Source organism: Desulfobacter sp. UBA2225 (assembly GCF_002348205.1).
GTDB lineage: Bacteria > Desulfobacterota > Desulfobacteria > Desulfobacterales > Desulfobacteraceae > Desulfobacter > Desulfobacter postgatei.
The window spans coordinates 32,244-52,973 of record NZ_DDYV01000336.1 but is presented as its reverse complement, the minus strand read 5'-3'; the positions used below and the strand labels follow the sequence as shown (position 1 = coordinate 52,973).

21 protein-coding genes are annotated in these 20,730 nt (G+C 47.7%); 7 read left to right on the top strand and 14 right to left on the bottom strand.

Annotation, left to right across the window (positions count from 1 at the left end):
• The coding region (locus B3D59_RS17635; protein ID WP_286822454.1) for a hypothetical protein at positions 1 to 398 on the top strand (398 nt) is incomplete at its 5' end.
• Between the two features lie 745 nt (positions 399 to 1,143).
• Here B3D59_RS17635 and B3D59_RS17630 read toward each other — a convergent pair.
• From B3D59_RS17630 to hysB, 11 genes are all read right to left on the bottom strand, one after another.
• Positions 1,144 to 1,719 carry a class I SAM-dependent methyltransferase gene (locus B3D59_RS17630; protein ID WP_286822453.1) on the bottom strand — a complete coding sequence of 192 codons (576 nt, stop codon included), beginning with the start codon at positions 1,717 to 1,719 and terminating at the stop codon, positions 1,144 to 1,146.
• Positions 1,720 to 1,880: 161 nt separating this feature from the next.
• Positions 1,881 to 2,267, bottom strand: a complete 387-nt coding sequence (locus tag B3D59_RS17625; RefSeq protein WP_286822452.1) for an Hsp20/alpha crystallin family protein — start codon at positions 2,265 to 2,267, stop codon at positions 1,881 to 1,883.
• A 40-nt stretch (positions 2,268 to 2,307) separates the two neighbouring features.
• Positions 2,308 to 2,754: an Hsp20/alpha crystallin family protein gene (locus tag B3D59_RS17620; protein ID WP_286822451.1), complete on the bottom strand. Its 447-nt coding sequence runs from the start codon at positions 2,752 to 2,754 to the stop codon at positions 2,308 to 2,310.
• A gap of 465 nt (positions 2,755 to 3,219) precedes the next feature.
• Positions 3,220 to 3,813, bottom strand: a complete 594-nt coding sequence (locus tag B3D59_RS17615) for an FmdE family protein (protein WP_286822450.1) — start codon at positions 3,811 to 3,813, stop codon at positions 3,220 to 3,222.
• Between the two features lie 46 nt (positions 3,814 to 3,859).
• Positions 3,860 to 5,179 (bottom strand): TRAP transporter large permease, encoded by a 1,320-nt coding sequence (locus B3D59_RS17610; RefSeq protein ID WP_286822449.1) that lies wholly within the window; start codon positions 5,177 to 5,179, stop codon positions 3,860 to 3,862.
• Positions 5,176 to 5,670, bottom strand: a complete 495-nt coding sequence (locus tag B3D59_RS17605) for a TRAP transporter small permease (protein ID WP_286822448.1) — start codon at positions 5,668 to 5,670, stop codon at positions 5,176 to 5,178. The genes B3D59_RS17610 and B3D59_RS17605 overlap by 4 nt, the downstream gene beginning before the upstream one ends.
• A 121-nt stretch (positions 5,671 to 5,791) precedes the next feature.
• Positions 5,792 to 6,784 carry a TRAP transporter substrate-binding protein gene (locus tag B3D59_RS17600; protein WP_286822447.1) on the bottom strand — a complete coding sequence of 331 codons (993 nt, stop codon included), beginning with the start codon at positions 6,782 to 6,784 and terminating at the stop codon, positions 5,792 to 5,794.
• 243 nt (positions 6,785 to 7,027) lie between these two features.
• Positions 7,028 to 9,016 carry an HDOD domain-containing protein gene (locus tag B3D59_RS17595; protein ID WP_286822446.1) on the bottom strand — a complete coding sequence of 663 codons (1,989 nt, stop codon included), beginning with the start codon at positions 9,014 to 9,016 and terminating at the stop codon, positions 7,028 to 7,030.
• Positions 9,017 to 9,253: 237 nt separating this feature from the next.
• Positions 9,254 to 9,736 carry a NiFeSe hydrogenase maturation protease gene (gene hysD, locus B3D59_RS17590; protein WP_286822445.1) on the bottom strand — a complete coding sequence of 161 codons (483 nt, stop codon included), beginning with the start codon at positions 9,734 to 9,736 and terminating at the stop codon, positions 9,254 to 9,256.
• Entirely contained in the window at positions 9,737 to 11,254 is a 1,518-nt protein-coding gene (gene hysA / locus B3D59_RS17585) for a NiFeSe hydrogenase large subunit HysA (RefSeq protein ID WP_286822444.1), read from the bottom strand.
• A gap of 35 nt (positions 11,255 to 11,289) precedes the next feature.
• Positions 11,290 to 12,246 carry a NiFeSe hydrogenase small subunit gene (hysB, locus tag B3D59_RS17580; protein ID WP_286822443.1) on the bottom strand — a complete coding sequence of 319 codons (957 nt, stop codon included), beginning with the start codon at positions 12,244 to 12,246 and terminating at the stop codon, positions 11,290 to 11,292.
• A 169-nt stretch (positions 12,247 to 12,415) separates the two neighbouring features.
• Between hysB and B3D59_RS17575 the strand changes: the two genes are divergently transcribed.
• A complete protein-coding gene (locus tag B3D59_RS17575) occupies positions 12,416 to 12,769 on the top strand; it encodes a hypothetical protein (protein WP_286822442.1) in 354 nt (117 codons plus the stop codon).
• Positions 12,770 to 12,780: 11 nt separating this feature from the next.
• Here the strand turns inward: B3D59_RS17575 and B3D59_RS17570 are convergent, their stop codons facing one another.
• On the bottom strand, positions 12,781 to 13,215 hold the full coding sequence (locus B3D59_RS17570; protein WP_286822441.1) for a YbgC/FadM family acyl-CoA thioesterase: 435 nt from the start codon (positions 13,213 to 13,215) through the stop codon (positions 12,781 to 12,783).
• Positions 13,216 to 13,397: 182 nt separating this feature from the next.
• Here B3D59_RS17570 and B3D59_RS17565 point away from each other — a divergent pair, with 182 nt between their 5' ends.
• The 3 genes from B3D59_RS17565 to B3D59_RS17555 all read left to right on the top strand — a co-directional run bounded on the left by B3D59_RS17565 (position 13,398) and on the right by B3D59_RS17555 (position 15,975).
• Positions 13,398 to 14,075, top strand: a complete 678-nt coding sequence (locus B3D59_RS17565; protein ID WP_286822440.1) for a nitroreductase family protein — start codon at positions 13,398 to 13,400, stop codon at positions 14,073 to 14,075.
• A 54-nt stretch (positions 14,076 to 14,129) separates the two neighbouring features.
• Positions 14,130 to 14,600 carry an HAD family hydrolase gene (locus B3D59_RS17560; protein ID WP_286822439.1) on the top strand — a complete coding sequence of 157 codons (471 nt, stop codon included), beginning with the start codon at positions 14,130 to 14,132 and terminating at the stop codon, positions 14,598 to 14,600.
• Between the two features lie 151 nt (positions 14,601 to 14,751).
• Positions 14,752 to 15,975, top strand: coding sequence for an acetate kinase (locus tag B3D59_RS17555; protein WP_286822438.1), 1,224 nt, complete (start codon positions 14,752 to 14,754; stop codon positions 15,973 to 15,975).
• 7 nt (positions 15,976 to 15,982) lie between these two features.
• Here B3D59_RS17555 and crcB read toward each other — a convergent pair whose 3' ends face one another.
• Both crcB and B3D59_RS17545 read right to left on the bottom strand, forming a co-directional pair.
• The gene (crcB, locus tag B3D59_RS17550; RefSeq protein WP_286822437.1) at positions 15,983 to 16,360 is read right to left on the bottom strand and encodes a fluoride efflux transporter CrcB; all 378 of its coding nucleotides are present in this window, start codon (positions 16,358 to 16,360) and stop codon (positions 15,983 to 15,985) included.
• 173 nt (positions 16,361 to 16,533) lie between these two features.
• Positions 16,534 to 16,734 (bottom strand): hypothetical protein, encoded by a 201-nt coding sequence (locus B3D59_RS17545; protein WP_277005219.1) that lies wholly within the window; start codon positions 16,732 to 16,734, stop codon positions 16,534 to 16,536.
• A gap of 316 nt (positions 16,735 to 17,050) precedes the next feature.
• Between B3D59_RS17545 and B3D59_RS17540 the strand changes: the two genes are divergently transcribed.
• Positions 17,051 to 18,436, top strand: a complete 1,386-nt coding sequence (locus B3D59_RS17540; protein ID WP_286822436.1) for a sigma-54-dependent transcriptional regulator — start codon at positions 17,051 to 17,053, stop codon at positions 18,434 to 18,436.
• Between the two features lie 284 nt (positions 18,437 to 18,720).
• The gene (gene acs / locus B3D59_RS17535) at positions 18,721 to 20,685 is read left to right on the top strand and encodes an acetate--CoA ligase (RefSeq protein WP_286822435.1); all 1,965 of its coding nucleotides are present in this window, start codon (positions 18,721 to 18,723) and stop codon (positions 20,683 to 20,685) included.
• The last annotated feature ends 45 nt before the right edge of the window (positions 20,686 to 20,730 follow it).

Here is a 20,730-nt window from a genome sequence, read left to right as displayed (position 1 = left end):
AAACCGCGTTTTTGGACACCCCAGACTTGACCTTTTACATGAAAAAGTTTTTTCAAAAAGATTTTGAGCGTTATCTATCCAATAGAGACCACCAGGGTATATGTAATGCAATAGAGGGAATTTTTCGACATACTGTATCAGAGATTACAAATAAATTTTTAGTGTTTAGATTTATAGGTAACAAAACTATTGAGGATATCAGGAATGACTCTGATTTGGTTCCGGTGCAAAATGCAAAGCAAAAAACAATAGAGATTTTTAAGGATGCCTTCCAAGAGAACTCTCCTGACGTTGAACTGCTACTGTCAGCTATTTTAGGACAGGTTCGTTATGCAAATGATATGGGTAGAGACAAAATGAAAAAAACAGTCGACAAATTATATAATAAATCGTGCTAATCGGCATAAGACTTCCCAGCACTACGGTAAAAAAAACACTTACTCAACATTTTTTCAAGAAAGTTTAATACAATTTTGAGAACATAAAAAATTGGCCCGTACCAAAAGCGACCCGCCAGGGGAAGGACAGCTGTTAGGCTCGTCCTTAAAGCAATTCCGGGATTTTTATGCTATTTTATTACAACAGGACCGATAGGGGATATTGGACCTGTAGGGTGGTGCTGGGACACACTCACTGGATTTTTGAGCAGTGCTTACATCGGTTTTTTATTTTTTACGGGTTTGTTATTCGACTGTCGGAAAAAGTTTTAGAAAAATCATCGTCCAACCGTCAATCATCGTCCAAATCCAACAATTTCAGCAGGTTTTGATGGAAGATGTTATTGTCCAGATCAGATGGGTACCGTCCATGGAGAGATGGGATTAAAATCCCTGATACACTGCCGAAGTGATAATTGCCCTTCAGGAAAAAAGTTTTTGGAATTTCATCGTCCATATCGGGTTTATCGTCCAGGCATCAACTTAACGACTGACGTCTTGTTGTGGCTATATTTTGATTTGTTTTTGGAGCTGGATACCATCTGTTCCAGCTGTCTGAAAGGTAAAGGATTTACGGCTGGCAGTAAGGGTTATCGTGGAATTGGGGTAAACGGAGAGTAGCCTTGGGGACGCCACTTAAAAATAAAGGCTTTTCAGACTTTTCTGAAAAGTCTTTTTGCTTTTTGTCCGGAGAACGGGGCCTGTTTTACATCGGTGACTTGAAAGTTGTCAGATAGTTGTAGTCACCGATCTCCGTAGTATTTATTTTTTTAAATCCCACCCCGGTGACCAGTTTTTCCGTCTCTTCCTGGGACAGGCGTATATGTGCCGGCGGACCGGGAGGTCCATCCATCTTTTTGAATTCAATTACGGCCAGGCATCCCCCGGGTATAAGAAGGTTTAGCACTTGTTTTAAAACTGTCTGGTCGGCGTTCATCTCCTTGAAGTCATGCAGTACTGTGGCCATCAGGCACAAATCCAAGCTATGAGCTTCAATGTCTATTTCCCTGGTGGCATCCGCCTTGATGGTTAAAATATTTGCGGCCTCTTTTTTCAGCGCGTCTTGTTCCAGTATTTCAAGCCCCTCTTCCCAGAGATCCACGGCATATACCAGGCCGCTCGGTCCCGAAAGCTGTGATAGAAACAGTGAATACAGCCCTTTACCGCAGGCCAGATCCAGAATTACCGAGCCCTTGTGAATTGGCAGCATCTGTTCTAAAATCTGCGTGTCAATCAGTTCAAAACTGCTTTTGCCGGCACCTTTGGGTTTTGCCTGGTCCATTATCTGCCTCCTTGGGAATTTGTGGTTTGTCCGGTTGTCGGTCTTTAATATTCATGTCTCATCTCCTTTGGTTTTTATGGTTGAGGGCCTGGGATGGCTGCGGCTCATTTGTTTTGCAGCAGCCATCCTGATACTGGCACAAAGAAGATGGTCTCCTTGTCTTAGGCAGCTTTGATTTCAATCAATCTGGGTTTGGCTGCTTCGGATTTGGGCAGATGGAGGGTAAGCACCCCATCTTTGAGCTTGGCTTCCACATCTTCTACATTAATGGTTTGGGGGATGGAAAAGCTTCTGACATATTCAACGTCCACAAATTCCTCCCAGTTCGACACGCCCTGGTGATCAAGCCGTCGGACGCCGGAGATGGCGAGCTTGCCGTTTTCAATGTTTACCGTGATATCATCCTTGTGAACCCCGGGCATGTCCGCAAAAAGCAGGATCTCATTTTCATTTTCATAAATGTCCACTGACGGGGTAGCGGTTCTTAGTTCACGGGTTTTCTCAATGGTCTTGTTTTCGGTTTTAGTGATATCTTTTCTGTCAGTCATGGTAACCCCCTGGGTTTTATTTTTGTTGTTCATTTGATTTTTAGTTAATGGTGATCTGTCTGGGTTTGGCGGCCTCTGATTTGGGCAGTGTCAGATACAAAATGCCGTCTTTAAGCGTTGCATCGACTTTTTCCGCATCAACCTCATCGGGCAGGGTGAAGCTGCGTGAGAATGTGGTGGCGGACCTTTCATTTCTGTGGACCTTGTACCCTTCGAGGGGCTCAATTGCTCTTTTTCCGCTGATTTCAAGGTAATTGCCCTGGATTTTAATGCTGATGTCATCCTTTGAAATGCCGGGGAGTTCTGCCCGGACTTCAAATTTGTCACCGTTTTCCATAAGATTGGTTTTGGGTGAATTGGTCCCTAAGGTTAATGCCGGTCCATGCAGATAAGGTCTTCCCATTTCATTGAAGAGTCTGTCCATTTTGCTGCGGAGCAGATCCATGGCCCCAAACATTCTGTCGATTTCATTGATTCTTGCAAACATAGTTCATACTCCTTTCTCTTGATTGTTGTTTTTGTCGGTTGGCTCGTTTAAGTCTGCCTTCCGTTTGTTTGAGAGTAAAATATGTCTAAATAATATTGTGTCAATATTATTTTCATTATTATATCCAAAAAAAATTACAAAGTAATATAAATCAATTAATTTTAATAAAAATGAGGAGGATTAGAAAATGAGCGAATCGAAAATAAAGTCCAGCGAGTTCTCCCTGGATGCACTTAAAGGGATGCAGTCTGTTCGGACAACGTTTACACTGCCCAGACATGCCATCAATTTAATAAGCACCGTTGCCAACCAGATGATGAGACGGTTCAAAAGTTTGAAACCTTTTTCGGCCAGTATGACAAGACAATGGATGAACTTGAAGCCATTATTGAAAAAGGAAAGTCCGTGGAGCAGTCAATGTCTGCCTCACAGGATTAAAGAAAAGATTAGTCTATTGGGTTGTGTTCATGAGGGGTCCACAGGTTCATAATAGGATCCAAAAGCACATGGCCGGCAAAGGACCTGGTTGTTTTTTAAAACTTCCTTTTTATCCCTGACCACAATGCCGCACCGGGCACATACGGCCTTGAACCGTGTGGGGCCGGGCATCTCCGCTGCGGGAACATTTACTTTTACCCGGGAAACCGTAAACAAATCTGAATCATTCATGATTTTATAAGCTTCGAGCTGGGCAAGTCTTGAATCTTCAATGCTGGGCATCAATTTTGGGGCAAGTTCCCGGGCTGTTTCCGTGGAAACGATTCTAAATGCCTTTCCTGTTTCAAGGTTCATAAAGGTGGCAGCCATGATGCCGTTGTCAATGAATTTTAAGGACCGTCTGCCAAGCTTTACACCTGTAACATAGGAGATGGCGTCCGTGGCACACCGGTCCATCTCCACATATACAATGATTTTTTTGATCTGGGGCAATGTTGACGGTTCATCTAAGCCAATGAGCCGACACCCAAGCATGGCCATGCGCACCCCGATCACCTGCCCCGGGCACAGATGACCATGGGCCTGCGCCGATCCTTCAAGCAGCGTATTAAAATCTTTCAATCGCACCCCGGTGTTTTTTTTGAATATGTCATTTTTTTACAATTTCTTAGGAGTACATCAAATCGGGAAGGAACAATATGATCCAGGGAAAGGCAATAAGAATGATAATCCCGACAATCAGGGCAATCAAAAACGGGATAATGCCTTTAAATATTTTTTCCAGGGCCACGTTATGGGACAGCACGTTTTGGGCCACCCCGTAAACCACGTAGACATTGATGCCCACAGGCGGTGTAATAACCCCCATCTCCGTGACCATAACAATGATAATGCCAAACCAGATGGGGTCATACCCCAGTTCCATGACCACCGGGAAAAATATAGGCACCGTGAGGGTAACAAAAGCCAGGGCATCCATAAAACAGCCGCCCAGAAAATAGATAAAAATGATTACGGCAATCACCAGGGCCGGCGCCATATTAAGTTCGCTCACCCAGGATGCAATCTCAAAGGGAATCCGGGTAACAGCCAAGAATTTACCGAAAATAACCGCCCCTGTGATCAGCATTAAAATCATGCAGGAGGTGGTCAATGTTTCCATTAATGATTTTACGAATCCCTTCCAGGTGAGCCGGCGTCTGAGTACAGCAATGATTAGAACACCGAAAGCGCCTACAGACGCAGCTTCCGTGGGGGTAAACAGGCCGTAGAAAATGCCGCCCACCACCAGGGCAAAGATAATCAGGGTTTCGCCAAGGCCCAAAAGCGCTTTGAATCGCTCGGTCCAGGAAAATTTTTCCCCGGCAGGCCCGGCGTTTTTGTCCAAAAGACAGGTGATAAAAACAGCACCGATAAAAAGCAGGGTAACAAGAAGAGCCGGGAATATGCCGGCCACAAAAAGTTGGCCAATGGACTGCTCCGTTAAAATGCCGTAGATGATCAGCACCACGGACGGGGGCATGATCATGCCGATGCCGCCGCCCGAGGCCACAGAGCCTGTGGACAGTGCATCGTCATAGTTGAACCGCTTCATCTCGGGTAATCCCACCGTTGCCATAGTGGCGGCCGTGGCCGGACTTGAGCCGCATACGGCCCCGAATGCCGTACAGGCAGCCACCGTTGCCATGGCAAGGCCCCCGCGTATGCTTCCCAAGAATTTATACCCGGCTGAATAGAGGCGCTTGGATATGCCGGAATTGAATCCCAACTGCCCCATGAGAATGAACAGCGGAATGGTGGTCAGATCATAGGAGGCAAAGGTGTCATAAAAACTTCTGGATAAAAGAATAAGCCCCGCATTGGGACTTACCATTAATGAAACGCCGATAAACCCTACCAGGGCCATAACAAACGCGACAGGCATCTGGGTCATGAACATGATGATCATGGCGGCAATGCCGAAAATTCCTGTAAGAATGGGGCTCATCTGGTTGTGCCTTTTTTAAATTGGTTGACGGTGGCAACAATCTGCTGAAGGATGGTGCTGGAAAAAAAAGCAAGGCTTATGGCCAGGACAATGACAATATAATGCAGAGGCAATTCCAGGTTCATGGAAACTTCGCCAGCCCGCTGCATCTCTTTGGCATAAACAAACATCTGCCAGGCAGCCACTGAGAAAAAAATCAACGTCAGGGTCCGGGTAAATAGATCCAGCAGCAGACGGGTTTTGCGGGGCAAAAGACGGGTGATAATTTCCACACCCACGTGTCCGTCCACTTTATACGTGTGGGGCATGGCCGCAGCAGCCACGGCAACAGCTAAAAAACCCACAAGTTCCACAGATCCGAAAATGGGGTGTTTGAAAAAACGGCCTGTCACATCAGCCACGGTAATGAGCATCATCAGCGTCAGGGAAAGGGCGCCGACAGATCTGAGCAGGTCAGAAATACGGTTTAAAATACGGTCCAGCAATGTCATTCAAAAACCTGTTATTGTAAATGTGTTAACAAAAAATTAGGAAGAATCCGTTAAAACGAATTCTTCCATAAAACTGCTACTGCACCTTGGGGGCGCGATTTATCTAAACCCTATCGGCGTGCTACATGTTGGCTTTTATAAAATCCACAACAGCCTTTCCATCTACGCCCTTTTCAGATACTTTTTTAATATAGTTGTCAAGAACCGGCAGCGCAGCTTCACGCCACTTCTCAGCTTCGTCTGCTGACTGGGGGATGACAACCCCTCCTTTTTCCTTGAAAAACGCCATGCCCTCCTTGTCGGATTCGTCCCAGGCTTCTGCGTGTTTTACTGCCCATTCCCGGTTTATTTTCATAATAGCATTTTGCTGTTCCGGCGTAAGTTTGCTCCACTGATTTTTGTTCATAAATACACCAAAGGTGGTGGTATACGCGGTGGAAAAGTTCTGAATCATGTAATGGACCACTTCGCCCAATTTCCAGCCTTTGTTGGATTCAATGGGGTGACAGGAGCCGTCTACCACGCCCTTTTGCAGCATCGGGTAACACTCCCGCATGCTTGTGCCCACTGGTGATGCGCCTAAAGCGTCCATAACCAGGCCGCTGGTCCCTGTACTCCTGATCTTAAGGCCCTTTAAGTCTTCAAGGGTGTTTATTTCCTTATCCCGGGTGTGGATCAGGCCCGGACCATGGGCATGGAAGAACAGGATGTGAGTTTCATTGAACTCTTCGGGTTTGAATTTCTCGTACATGGCATTGGCCACGGCCGTGGCCTGGACCCCCGAAGTGTATCCCATGGGCAGGTCAATGGCCTCTGCCACCGGAAATCTACCCCGGGAGTATCCCAAAGCGCTCATACCGATGTCGGCTATGCCCCCGCTCACCACCTCGCCGTAGGTTTGGTCTGCTTTGGTCAGAGTGGAGGCCGGGAAATACTGGATAACCACTTCTCCATTGGTTCTTTTTTCAACTTCCTTGCACCAGCTTTCAGCAAGCTGGCTTTGGATATGTGTGGGCGGGAAAAAATTGGAGTATCGAAAGGTGGTTTTGGCTGAAACATGGGATGCCCACGACAGACAAAGTAAAAGAGCCAGCAATACAGACCATTTCTTCATGGTACCTCCAAAAAAAGTGATTACAATGTAAATATAAATATGTTAAAAATTAAAAATATGTGCATTCTATCCGAGCAGGACAAGGTGTCAAGTAAAAAACCGCACGAATGACGGGTGTGTCGTGTGAACAAGTTGTGTCGTCAACTATATCCTCTTCGGGGAAGAATGATCATAAATCCGTTTATCAGCCCAGCCCGGGTATTTTAATGGTTGTACCTCTTCAATTACCGGCAGACTCTGTTCTTATCCTGAAACCACCCGATTCCGACCGGCTTTCTTTGCTTTGTACAGGGCCTCATCCGCCTTTGACACCAGAGCTTCCTTGTTTTTCATATCATTTTCAAATTTGCTGATGCCGATACTCACGGTCAGGCCAAGCCCTGGAAAACGATCAGAAAGCAGATGGCCCAGACGTTCGATCTCCTTTCGAATACGTTCGGCATACACAACCGCTTTGGCGGGGTCTGTGTTATTCAGGACAACGATAAACTCCTCTCCACCGTATCGGCCGACATAGTCTGTGGGGCGGGACATTTTTTTTAAGGCTTTTGCGATGAGCTTGAGGACGCTGTCTCCAGCCTGGTGGCCGAACATATCATTAAATTTTTTAAAAAAATCCACATCAATCATAGCAACGGAAAGGGGGGTATCTTCACTGACCGCTTTTATAAAAGATTCTTTTAACAGATCATCAACGGCCACCCTGTTCAGCAGTCCGGTCAACCCGTCGTGAAGAGATGCGGACTTGGCCTTTTTATAGGCCGAGGCATTTTCCAGCGCAAGCCCAAGCTCATTGGCCACAAGCGCAATGGATGAAAACAGACCCGGCTCAATTTTTTGTCCGGATACGGCATAATCCATTCCCAGAAGTCCGATTACCTTATCATGACTGCAAAAAGGAACAACAAGCATCTGGGATACTGAAAACCGTTCCAGCACCTCCTTTTCGCCTGGCAGGGTGCCGTTGATGACAACCGGCTCTTTATTTCTCAGGCACTGGAGGAAACCGTTATCCACCTTATCCGTGGAGATATAGTGAGATGCCAACCGGTTTGAAAAACCGTCCTGTTGCAGGCACTTTACAACCTGAAGGCGGCGTAAAGGGGAGACTGCCCTTAATATGTAAACCCTGTCAAAACCAAAATCCTGGCAAATGGCTTTCAAAGTCGCCGATAGTATCTTTTCGGGCTCCAGGCTGCAGTGGGGTGCGGTGATGCTTGCAGTCATAGAGCGCTTTTTCTCATGGATTTCTTTTTGTTTGGGGGAAAAATAGGCCGAGTTAATGGAGCTCAATTTCAAATTGGCCTTGAGCAGGTTGGCTCGGTACTGGTCAGAAGAAGGAAATTTGAATTCATAAAACTTGGCCGTATTTTCAATCTCTTCATCCATTTTTTGGATCACGGCTTCAAAGTTTATACGGTCAAGCTGAATATTTTGTTCAACTTCGGGCTGTAGCGATAGTGGGGAAATGGCATCCACAGAGCCCATGCCCTGGGTCCAGGCCAGAAAATCAGCCAGGCAGACAATGCAAATAAACTGCATATCTTCTTTGCAAAGATCCAGATGGTTAAAACGACGGTGGTGGTATTGTATGGCCAGGGAAAGCTTTTGGGGAAATCCCCAGCGATGTCCGTAATAGGCCCCCAGGTCATCGTGCCCGATCCCCATGACATCCCTTTCTGCTTCAACCGAGGGGCCGGTGCAGTTGAAGGCGTTTTTGCAAAAAACAGCATAATTCACCCGGCCGAAACGGTCCAGGGCAATTTTTCCAAAATCATGGAGCAAGCCTGCCGTATAAGCGTCCTCAGGGTTGGGATATCCTATCTCCGCGGCAAGGGCCTGACTGAGACTTGCCACGCACAGGCAGTGACGCCAGAAAAACGTTCGGTCAAATTGTTTTTGGCGTCCGGATTTAACCATTTTTTCAAAAAAAGTTGCACCCAAGCAAATTTTTTTGACCTCATCAAGTCCCAGAAAGAGCACGGCCTCTGAAATGGCCGAGATCCTGGATCTTAGATTGAAAAAAGCAGAGTTTACAATACCCAGCACCTTTGCGGTGATGCTCGGGTCTGTTTCAACCAGTTTGGCCACATCTCCAATGGTAGCGTCAGGGTCATTGCAAAGGGTGAGCATTTTGGCCATAACCTGGGCAAATCCCGGCAGTTCCTTGTCATTTCTTTTCAGGACTTTTTTGATATCAGAATCACTGGGGAGACTCAGTATGTTGTCCATTATAAGAAACCATAGAAAATCAAGGAGTTTGGATTAGGCTTACTGTCGATTCTGCCTGTTTATTATCATTTTCCTTCTGAACTGTACAGATTAACTTTCGTATTTTTCCTTGATTTACGGTCAGGAACGGGGGGCAGCGGTCTATTGGGGGAAGGATAATTCCTGGCGTATCAATTTTGCGCCAACAGGGAGTGGCTTGTGGATACCTGAAAATTAATTGCCCACAGGGGCGCCGTATCACACCGTGTCGGATGACCCAAGGATCTCATTGATGTGTTTTCGAACGACCTTCAAATAATCGGGAAGGGCGGCTGCCAAAGGCGGGGTAAGTTCCGTTCCCCAGTTAATGGTGGCCGGTTCAATCCCCACTACCCTCAGATAGGGCCTGTGTCCACGCATTTCAGCCATACCTAAAGAGTCTAAAAGATCAATGTCGTGTAAAGAGAGCATCTGCTTTTTATCTTTTCTCAGGTGGTTTTCTTCCAGGGAAAAGATGGTGCCGGGTGCCTGGTTGGCCCGGACGATATCCAGCACCAGAACGTTTTCATACCCTTCAAACAGGTAAAAGATATCCTGGGTAAAGGTGCCGCCGTCGATGAACTCCACGTCCGCATCTTTCCAGGTCTCTTTTTCCTTCCAGAGTTCATTGATGGCGTGGACGCCCATGCCTTCGTCCTGCATCAGGATATTTCCCACACCAAGCACCAGTAATTTTTTCATTTACAGGGGAACTTCCACTTTGATTTCCTTGCCGGTATCTGCGTCCAGCACGTGGACGGCGCAGCCCAGTCAGGGGTCGTAGGCGCGTATCAGGCGCCCGACATTCACCGGATTGTCCACGTCCGGTACGGGGACGCCGATCAGGGCTTCTTCAATGGGGCCTCTCTGGCCCATGTCATCCCTGGGGTTGGCGTTCCAGATGGTGGCAGAGGTGATCTGGTAATTGGATATCACGGAGTCCTTGATCTCCACATAGTGGAGAAGCGCGCCTCTGGGGGCTTCTGTCATACCAAGACCTTCCGCGTTTTCGGGGATAGCCGCCGGAACAAAGGTCTCTTTGCCCGGGGTGGCTTCGGCAAGCCATTGTTCAACCGCTTTGGCAACCAGGACGGTCTCTTCGGCCCTTGCCACATGGCGGCCCAAAATTGAGAAACAGGCATCGCCAATATCACGCAGTTTTTTAACCCCCAGCGCTTCCTGGCCGGTTTTGGACAGTTCCGGGTTGGTGGCCCACATTCTGGCCAAAGGCCCACCTTCATGGGGCTTGCCATTGTATCTGGGCGCCTTGATAAAGGAGTATGCACCGGCTTTGCCCGGTTCCGGCCGGGTCCGGCCCCTGGTGGGATTCAAACCTGTGGTGCTGTCTTCAAACCAGGAGTATTTAACATATTCCTTGATCTGGGCAGGGTCCACTTTATAGTCTTCCCCGTCTGTATAAACACCTGGTTTCAGAAGGGTTTTGCCTTTGCTGTCCATGGGGAATACACCCCAGGAGACCAGGTTTTTGTGGCCCACACCGGTTTTGAGCAGATCGCCGTAGGGCCCTGCCAGGGCGTAGATCACTGGAATATATTTTTCCATGACGAATTTTTTGACTTTCTTGAACCGTTCGTTATAGGCATTCAGGGCTTCTCTGGTGGGAATTTCCGTTGTTCCGCCCACCACAATGCCTTGGACATGGGGCATTTTGCCGCCCAGAAGCGCCACCATTTCATGGCAGATTTTACGTATTTCAAGGGCTTCAAGGTACTGGGCGACGCATAGGTCGTTAATATCCTTGGAGACCCGGATGTCATTGTTTTTATATCTGGGAATAAAAGGCGCCGTGTCCGGACCGTTCACATAGTCAAGTGCTGCCAGATGGTAGAAATGCAGGATATGGGACTGGATGAAGTTGGCCCCCAGGATCAGATTTCTGGCAATTCGTCCGTTGTCCGTAAGTGTTACGCCGAATGCGTCATCCAGGGCAAGGGATGATGCCGTGGCATGGGATGTGGGGCATACCCCGCAGATTCTCTGGGTGATCTGGACGGCATCCCTGGGGTCTCGGCCCACAAGAATTTGCTCAAATCCGCGGTACATGCCGCCTGACATGCGGGCGTCCACAACAACGCCATTTTTAACTTCCACCTCGGCTTTCAAGTGGCCTTCGATCCTTGTGATCGGGTCAATGCTTATTTTAAGTTTTTTAGTGCTATCGACCCCGACTGATCCGGTAGTGGGTTTGCTGCCTGACATAAATATTTCTCCTTGTGTGAATCTGTTCCGGTGGATTATGCGGGTTCATAAAAGGGTGATGATTGATCCGGGAAACCGGGTTCAACGCAAGCGATACAGACCGCATTATCCACACACCAGTTCAGGCCGCTGTTCCATTTTCTCTTGTAGCAGTCCGCATATGTGGAAGGTCCCTTGCAGCCCAGGTTTATACGGCAGCCTTTGGGGTCTGACAGGGTCTGGGACAGTTGGTCCGCCTCATACATTTTCAGCCTGGGGCAGTTGTCATGGATATTCTCTCCAAAGAAGAGCATGGGGCGTCCTTCATCATCCAATTCAGGAATGCCCTTTTCCAGCAGATGTACGATCGAAAGGACGATCCAGTCCGGATGGGGCGGACAGCCCGGGATATTGACAATCGGGGTGTTAATGCCGTTATCTGCAAAAAAGTCTCTGCATCCGGTGGCACCGGTGACATTGCCGTTGGCCGCGGGAATGCCGCCGTATGCGGCACAGGTGCCCACAGCAAGACAGGAGGCGGCCATGGGAGCCACTTCCTTGACCAGGTCAACCATGGTGTACTCTTTATGCGCGTATTCGCCAAAAGCACAGTACTTGCCCTCTGCTGCCGTAGGGATGGCGCCTTCCACAACAAGAGAAAATTTCCCCTTGTATTCCTTGGCAATACCAAACAGGTTCTCCAGAGCAGTTTCGCCTTCGCTGGCCATTATTGTGGGATGATATTGCAGACTGATGACTTTCAAAAGCACATCTGCAATGCTGGGATCAACGCTGTTGAGCAGGCTGACCGAACAGCCTGTGCATGCCTGTCCCTGGATCCAGAGAACCGGATGCCGTTTAAGTTCTTTTTCAAGGGCTTTAACCAGCGTCGGGTTCACCATCTGGGACACACCAATGCCGGCTGCGGCACCGGCAACGGTTTTCAGGAAGCATCGCCTGGTAACTCCTGATTTTTTTTGTTGCGTTTCAGGCAACATATGGTCGTCTTTCACGGGCACCTCCTTGATAATGAATATTTTACAATATTTTACAACAATTTGTAAAAAACTTAAATATTTTGATTATACAATTGCCGTACGGAATAATAATTTGTTGATTTGATTAGGTAAAATGGCTTAATATGTACGTTAATTTTTATTTTATCTAACTATCAGGCTGATTATGGAAAAAGAAAATAATTCAGAAAACGAAGATCTTCGCACACAGTTAAGAACAGCGGCTGCGGACGGTGCCAGTGTTGAATTTACGTTCCCAGGTTCCGTGATGGTTTACCAGTTTCCCTTGCGGGACTGGACTTACACTGGCTTGGGTATCCTGGCAAGACAAGATTCTAAGATATTGGATCATATCCAAGAGGGTCAAATATTTTCAGTGACCCTCCGCCGGGAGGGGATCCGCCTTTCTTTGGAGGCGTACAGGGTGGAAATTCGACATATTTCAGATCCTGAACAAGGACGGCATCCCGGACACAAAGTCATTGGGTTGAGCATTCTGGAAAAGGAGGCTGTGTTGTAAAATCTGAGTCCCTAATCCAGAAAATCGAATTCCGGAATGGGCAAAAGCTTTTTGCCCGGCCCCAGGCAAACCAGGTCCAGGGTGCAGGTTACCGCGGGCTTGTTTTGGCCCGGGCGCCAGGCGCTGTGGTAAAACACCACCCGGTATGGCCCCTGTTTTTCCCAGGTGGTCCGGATATCCAGGAGATCCCCGAATTGCGCCCCCTCGTGGTAGCCGATCTCAGCTTTGTATACGGCAAAGCCGATGCCTTTGTCGTGCCACATCCGGACCAGGGTATCAATACCGAAGATGTCTTCTCTGGCCCGTTCAAAAAATTTCAGATAATTGGCGTGGTAAACCACCCCCGAGTGATCCGTATCTTCATAATATACCCTGGCCTCAAGGTGATGAATGGCCGGGTCCTGATCCGCTGCATGTAGATTGGTGATATGTTTTATGGTCATCATAATAATAAAAGCTTATACATTGGATACCCTTTTTGATAAAGGGTTGTTTTGTGGGCAACCAAGGCTCTGTCCTAAATTTGCATAAAAAGTGTTGAGTATTTATTGCGCTTCACATTAAACTGCTCGGCATCAATTTGCAAGGTTTGATACATGGGGTTTAATAGCTATCCAAGGATGAAATAATGGAATTAAAGGATGTCATTGAACAAAGAAGAAGTGTTCGCGGATATTTACACAAACCGGTGCCCAAAGAGATGCTGACCCGGATTCTTGCCATCGCTACCAGGGCACCGTCTACGAAAAATACACAACCCTGGCATTTTTATGTGGTTGCCGAAGAACCTTTGGAGCAGCTAAAACGTGCCAATGTGGAAAGATTCCGCAGTTCTGAAGATCCCCCTGAAGAGATGGCTCATATCGTGATTGAACCGGAAAAAGGCACTGTGTACCGTGAACGGCAGGTAGATATTGCAAAACGATTGTTTAATGTTATGGGTATCGAACGGGAAGATAAAGCCAAACGGATGGCGTGGATGGAACGCGGATTCCGGTATTTTGACGCCCCTGCAGCGATCATCCTTGCTGGTGATAAATCACGCCCCATTGAAGGCGTCTATCTGGATGCCGGGTTGGTTATTCAAAATATCTGCCTGGCTGCCGTTGATTTCGGGCTTGCTACCTGTATTGAGAACCAGGGTATCATCTATTCCGACGTCATCAGAGAGATTGTTCAAATCCCCGATGATAAGCGATTACTCGTTGCCATTGCAATCGGGTACCCTGACTGGGATTTTCCTGCAAACCAGGTGATCAGTCCGCGGGAGGATGTGGAAAATGTTATTACCTGGTGTGGAGTATAACGATTTTTAGAAACAATAATTGCACCATATCTATAGATTTCGTCAGGGGATGGCATGATTTGTATTGAAATTCCCGGCACCGGTCCGGTTAATATTCAGAATGTAATCTTTGACTACAACGGCACCATTGCAGCGGACGGCCGTCTTTTTGACGGGGTAGGGCCGGCCATGAACCGGCTTGCCCACTGCCTTGATTTTCACGTTGTGACAGCCGATACCTTTGGCTCTGTCCGGGTACAGCTTGAAGGTGTGAAGGCTGAAGTTGTACTCATTTCAAATCAGGAACAGGATCAAAAAAAACTGGATGTACTCAAACACATCGGCCCGGAAACCACCATGGCTGTGGGCAACGGGGTTAATGATGCCCTGATGCTTAAACATGCAAGGTTGGGCGTTGCAGTGCTTGGAGAGGAGGGGATGGCCTTGCCGGCCCTGATGTCCGCCGATGTGATGATCCGGCATATTCTGGATCTATTTGCCTTTTTTGAAAATCCTAAACGGTTGATTGCTACTCTGCGAAACTGATTTCCCCGGACTCCTTTAAGCCGGAAGCTTTAAGATATGCTGCCATGGGATGTTTAAAAAATTGAAATGGTGCATGAGCTTAAAGTGTAACTGCCTGAATGCCCTGAATGTAACCGGGCATAATTAACTCAATTAAGCGAAAGTTGAAAAAATGAAAGTACTTGTCATTAATTCAGGAAGTTCCTCCCTGAAGTATAAATTGTTTGATTTAGCCGGTCCCAGGGCCATATGCGCGGGGTTGGTGGAGCGAATCGGCAGTCCGGAGAGCAGTTTGACCCATACCTTGTACACGGACTCCGGGTCCGGTGAAAAAACCGAGTTGTTTGAATGTTTTGAAAATCACACCCAGTCTATCGAAAAGGTGGCCGCTTTACTTATGGCGGGTGATGAGCCGCTTGTTAAATCTGCACAGGAACTTGTGGCCATTGGGCATCGGGTGGCCCAGGGTGGTGAAATTTTCAAGGAAAACTGCATTGTGGATGACTGGGCCATTGAGGGCATCCGGGAGAACATCGTGCTGGCGCCCTTGCATAACCCGGCCAACCTGGCCGGTATTGAAGCGGCCATGGCGCATTTCCCCGGCGTGCCTTCGGTTGCGGTGTTTGACACGCTGTTTGCAAGTCATCTGCCTGATTATGTGTACCGGTATGCGTTGCCCGCAGCTTATTACACTCAATATAAAGTCAGGCGGTACGGATTCCATGGCGCCTCCCACGCCTATGTCACCAGAACGCTTGCCGGTCTCATGGGAAAACCTTTAAATGAGTTGAGCAATATTGTGTGCCACCTGGGTAACGGGTCTTCGATAACCGCGGTCAAGGGCGGCGTGTGCCGGGAAACCTCCATGGGCATGACGCCGACTTCCGGTTTGATCATGGGAACCCGGTGCGGTGACATTGATCCTTCGCTGCCTGCTTACCTTGCCTCCTGTACCGGGAAAAGTGCTGCACAAATTCAGACCGTTCTTGACCGTGAAAGCGGTCTTGCCGGTATCTGCGGCATGAATGATATGCGGGATATTCATAAAGCCATGGCCTTCGGTGATGACAATGCCAGGCTTGCCTTTGAGATGCTGTGCCACGGTATTAAAAAATATATCGGAGCTTACTATGCCGTGCTTGGACGCCTGGATGCAATCGCCTTTACCGCCGGCATTGGGGAAAACGACGCGAAAGTCCGGGGTAAGTGCCTGGAAGGGCTTGAGCATCTCGGCATTATAGTGGATCAAGAAGTTAACGCCGGTTTAAGGGGTAAATCCGCTCGTATCTCAACCGATGACAGCGCTGTGGAGCTCTGGGTGGTCCCCACGGATGAAGAGTTTGAGATTGCAACCATCTGCAAAGATCTTGTATTGAGAAATAACAAAAATGCATAATTGTTTTTCAAATGGCTTTTGATAACTCGAATCCAATCCACACAAAAATCAGGCCGGCGCTTAACTGGATAAGCCCGTTTAAAACGGCCAGACCGATCTGTCCGTTGCGCATATATAAAAACAGTTCAAATCCAAAGGTGGAAAACGTGGTGAATCCGCCTAAGAATCCGGTAAAAATAAGTAGTCTGACTTCCGGGGCAAAGACTTGCCGTGTATCGGCAATACCGCCTAAAAATCCGATGATAAAGCATCCTAAAACATTGACGGTAATGGTTCCTAAGGGAAGCGATGTGTTTTTTAAGGCATTGATATAACCTTCGTACACCAGAAATCGGCACATGGCGCCTATGGCGCCGCCTAATCCGACTATTGCTATTTTGATCATTTTTATATTAACCGGTTAAATATCTCACATTAATGTATCAATTTCGTCCTGATGGTGGTTTTTGAGATAAAAAAACACCGGAAAAGCATTCGGCCTTTCCGGTGTCCTTTATATATCAGATTTTGCCGGGAAGATACTACATGCCCGGCAAAAAGGGGGGGATGACAAAAGGCTTATCCGATTTTCAACTGAATATTGTGTGAAGCCATGGTGCGGGTAACGGCCTGGTTCATCTCGTCTAAGTTAAGATTGGAACGGTATTTTCCGTTCATTTCACTGATCTCTATCCCGTCTATGGTTTTACGGGTTAGTTTCAGCAGTACACTCAGTCCAAATGTTTTTTTTACTTCAAATATTTTTTTGTTGCTGTCCATTTTAATATTCCTTTTTTTTAATATGTTTTTGACTTGTGTGCTTAAAATTATATAAAGCATGTTTTATGCCATTGTGTTTTAGAATTGTTCAAAAGTGGTAAAATTCAAAGATAACCGGGCTTATGGAGTGGATTTTGTCTCTATTGTTAGAAACCCCTTGATGTTATTATCGGAATAACCGGCCAGAAATTTACATTTTTGTTTCGATTTTTGTCAGGTTTTTTGAACAGCAGTTGACATGGGATTCTTTTTTCAGGATAAAGGTAGGGTGGCCTAACCCTTAAATTGTGCCGGTAAAAAGGAGGTTTTAATCGTTTTGAATTCCCCAAATCCGGATAACCCCATATTCATAGTGGATGACGATCCAAAAATTCTTGCTGCAGTAGAAACGATTCTGCGAATAGCCGGTTTTGACAACATCACTGCCATCCAGGATTCAAGGGATGTGATCAGGACCATGGAACGTAGAATTCCGGGGCTGGTTCTCCTGGATTTAAATATGCCTCATATCAACGGCGCCTACCTGTTGAAAAGTATCCGCAAGACCTGGCCAAGAATACCTGTTATTGTGCTCACAAGTAATCTTGAGGTGGATACGGCTGTTAAATGCATGAAGATCGGGGCCATGGATTATATCCTTAAGCCCGTTGATTCGGATCGCCTGATTAAGTCGGTAAAACAGGCGCTTGATGGCGGACAGGCCTTGGGGCAGCTTTCTCCTTCCCTGCACCAGGAGTTGTTTGCCCAGATAAAAAAACCTGCAGCTTTCAGCGCGATTATTACCCAGGACAGTCAGATGCATGCCATTTTCCATTATGTGGAAGCTGTGGCGCCGTCTCCCCAGCCGGTGCTGATCTTTGGGGAAACAGGGGTGGGCAAGGAGTTGATTGGCCAGTGCATTCACAACTTAAGCGGCCGTAAGGGCAAATTGGTAAAGGTCAACGTGGCAGGGTTGGATGATAATATGTTTTCAGACACTTTGTTCGGCCATGTGCCCGGCGCGTTTACCAGCGCCCGGAACGCCCGGCCCGGCTTGATTCTTCAGGCTTCCGGGGGAACTTTGATGCTCGATGAGATCGGCGATTTGGCATTATCCTCCCAGGTTAAGCTGCTCAGACTGCTCCAGGAAGGTGATTATCTGGCGCTGGGGTCGGATATTACCCGGCATTCGGATACCCGGATCATTGCTTCCACCAATCAGGATCTGTGGGCACTCGAAAAACAGGGTAAATTCAGAAAGGATCTGATTTACCGCCTCTCCACACATAGGCTGACCATACCTCCGTTGCGGGAACGCCTTTTGGACCTTCCCCTGCTTCTGGATCGCTTTATCTGCCAGGCTGCCGATGAACTGGACAAGCCTGTGCCTGATATCCCGAAACGTCTTATTGAAATCATGGAAACGCATCCGTTCAAGGGGAATATCCGGGAGTTGAAGTCCATGGTTTACGATGCCATGTCCAGATACCAGGGCGGTGCCATCTCTGCTGATTTGTTTAATATTTCCATCCATACCGATCATGGGGTGGGGGCGTCTATGTCGGTAGATCCGGAACTTCCGACTTTGAAGCAGGCTGCCAATGCACTGGTGGAAAAAGCCATGGCCCATACAGGAGGGAATCAGTCTGCTGCGGCCAAAATTCTGGGCATTTCCCAGCAGGCGCTCAGCAAGCGACTTCAAAAACTTCGTGAAGAGGGATAGTTCTGTCCAGCTACAACTAAATTGTATCTACAATATTTATTGTAATTTGATCTATCTTCCTCTTTTAAATGGTTTTTAAGGGTTTTATCCGGAAAGTTTAACAATTTTTATTGTAGCTGGACTTTGATTGAATGAGATCTGTTTCTTCAAATATTATGTTTGCTATCAATATGTTATGCATATATGTTGCTCCCGGTACAAAGTTTGCTCTAATTATCGATGATAAAATGGTTAAAAATAAATTACAGCTACATTATTATAAATAAGAAAAGGAGCTTCTGAATATGAGTGACAACATGTTTCATGCACCGGATAAATTTCGTGAAAATGCCTGGATTAAATCCATGGACGAATACAAAGCCATGTACAAAAGATCCGTGGAAGATCCTGAAGGGTTCTGGGGTGAAATTGCACAAACTTTTTACTGGGAAAAAAAATGGGATAAAGTCCGGGATTTTAACTACAGCATGTCCAAGGGGCCGGTGTTCATTGAATGGTTTAAAAATGCCAAGACCAATATTACATATAATTGTCTGGATCGTCACCTGGATACCCGGGGTGACCAGGCTGCTTTCATCTGGGAGGGAAACAGTCCGGATGAGGAGATGGTGATCACCTACCGTGAACTCCATGAAAAAGTGTGTCGCTTTGCCAATGCCCTGAAAAAAAGCGGGGTAGGCAAGGGCGATCGTGTGGCCATCTACCTGCCGATGATCCCTGAACTGGCCATAACCATGATGGCTTGTGCCAGGATAGGGGCCATCCACTCCATTGTATTCGGAGGCTTTTCCTCCGAGGCCCTGGCCAACAGAATTTTGGATTCCCTTTGTAAGGTTCTGGTGACATCGGACGGTGTTATGCGCGGGGCCAAGGCCGTTCCCCTCAAGGGCAATGCGGACAGGGCCCTCAAGCTGTGCGAAGGCCATGGGCACACCGTTGAAACCTGTTTTGTGGTCAAACGAACCGGTTCTGACGTTAATATGGTAGCGAACCGGGATGTCTGGTGGCACGAGGCAGCCCAGGCCCAGAGTGCTGAATGCCCGGTGGAATGGATGGATGCCGAGGATCCGCTGTTCATCCTTTATACATCAGGCTCCACAGGCACGCCCAAGGGGGTTCAGCACAATGTCGGCGGATATATGGTGTATACCGGAACCACCTTTAAATACATATTTGACTACCACGATGGCGACGTTTACTGGTGCACGGCGGATATCGGCTGGGTTACGGGGCATTCATATATTGTTTACGGGCCCCTTTCCCAGGGCGCTACATCCATTATATTTGAAGGCGTGCCCACCTATCCGGATCCCGGCAGGTTTTGGGCCACTATTGATAAATGGAAGGTCAACCAGTTTTACACCGCCCCCACCGCCATTCGGGCGCTCATGGCCCAGGGAGAGGAATGGGTGACAAAATATGATCTGTCTTCCCTGCGGCTTTTGGGATCAGTGGGCGAACCCATTAACCCCGAGGCGTGGCTGTGGTACCATAAATATGTGGGAAAGGGGCAGTGCCCCATTGTAGATACCTGGTGGCAGACAGAGACCGGCGGCATCATGATTTCTGCCTTGCCCTATGCCATTGGCCAGAAACCCGGCTCCGCCACCCTGCCGTTTTTCTCTGTGCAGCCTGTGGTCCTCAGTGACGATGGTAAAGAGCAGGAAGGGGCCTGCCAGGGAATCCTTGCGATCAAGGAACCCTGGCCCGGTCAGATGCGTACGGTTTATAAGAGCCATGACCGGTTTGAAATGACCTATTTCCAGATGTTTGACGGATACTATTTTGCCGGCGACGGCTGCCGCAGGGATGAGGACGGTTATTTTTGGATCACGGGCCGTGTGGATGACGTTATCAACGTTTCCGGACACCGTATGAGTACCGCAGAAGTGGAATCTGCCCTGGGCAGTCACGTTGATGTGGCCGAGGCTGCAGTCATCGGATATCCCCATGACATCAAAGGGCAGGGAATTTATGCGTTTGTTACCCTGAATATCGGCGTTTCCCCGTCCGATGAACTGATGGCTGAACTGAAAAAACATGTGAGAAGTGAAATCGGGCCCATTGCCACACCGGATATCATCAATTTTGCCTCGGATCTACCCAAGACCCGATCCGGCAAGATCATGAGGCGCATCTTAAGAAAGATTGCAACGGATGAGCATGATCAGCTTGGCGATATATCGACCCTGTCAGATCCCGGCGTTGTGGGAACCCTGATTAACAGCCATAAGGAATTAATGAAATAGTAATAACGGCCATGTCCTGACGGACACAACAAACAATGAAAGATG

Bases quoted from the DNA above. Each gene is read 5' to 3' on its own strand.
- B3D59_RS17605 (WP_286822448.1), bottom strand. From the start codon at position 5,670: ATGACATTGCTGGACCGTATTTTAAACCGTATTTCTGACCTGCTCAGA.
- hysD (WP_286822445.1), bottom strand. From the start codon at position 9,736: ATGAAAAAATTACTGGTGCTTGGTGTGGGAAATATCCTGATGCAGGAC.
- crcB (WP_286822437.1), bottom strand. From the start codon at position 16,360: ATGATCAAAATAGCAATAGTCGGATTAGGCGGCGCCATAGGCGCCATG.
- B3D59_RS17610 (WP_286822449.1), bottom strand. From the start codon at position 5,179: ATGAGCCCCATTCTTACAGGAATTTTCGGCATTGCCGCCATGATCATC.
- B3D59_RS17630 (WP_286822453.1), bottom strand. From the start codon at position 1,719: ATGGACCAGGCAAAACCCAAAGGTGCCGGCAAAAGCAGTTTTGAACTG.
- B3D59_RS17600 (WP_286822447.1), bottom strand. From the start codon at position 6,784: ATGAAGAAATGGTCTGTATTGCTGGCTCTTTTACTTTGTCTGTCGTGG.
- B3D59_RS17570 (WP_286822441.1), bottom strand. From the start codon at position 13,215: ATGATGACCATAAAACATATCACCAATCTACATGCAGCGGATCAGGAC.
- B3D59_RS17565 (WP_286822440.1), top strand. From the start codon at position 13,398: ATGGAATTAAAGGATGTCATTGAACAAAGAAGAAGTGTTCGCGGATAT.
- B3D59_RS17560 (WP_286822439.1), top strand. From the start codon at position 14,130: ATGATTTGTATTGAAATTCCCGGCACCGGTCCGGTTAATATTCAGAAT.
- B3D59_RS17620 (WP_286822451.1), bottom strand. From the start codon at position 2,754: ATGTTTGCAAGAATCAATGAAATCGACAGAATGTTTGGGGCCATGGAT.
- B3D59_RS17555 (WP_286822438.1), top strand. From the start codon at position 14,752: ATGAAAGTACTTGTCATTAATTCAGGAAGTTCCTCCCTGAAGTATAAA.
- acs (WP_286822435.1), top strand. From the start codon at position 18,721: ATGAGTGACAACATGTTTCATGCACCGGATAAATTTCGTGAAAATGCC.
- B3D59_RS17575 (WP_286822442.1), top strand. From the start codon at position 12,416: ATGGAAAAAGAAAATAATTCAGAAAACGAAGATCTTCGCACACAGTTA.
- B3D59_RS17545 (WP_277005219.1), bottom strand. From the start codon at position 16,734: ATGGACAGCAACAAAAAAATATTTGAAGTAAAAAAAACATTTGGACTG.
- B3D59_RS17595 (WP_286822446.1), bottom strand. From the start codon at position 9,016: ATGGACAACATACTGAGTCTCCCCAGTGATTCTGATATCAAAAAAGTC.
- B3D59_RS17625 (WP_286822452.1), bottom strand. From the start codon at position 2,267: ATGACTGACAGAAAAGATATCACTAAAACCGAAAACAAGACCATTGAG.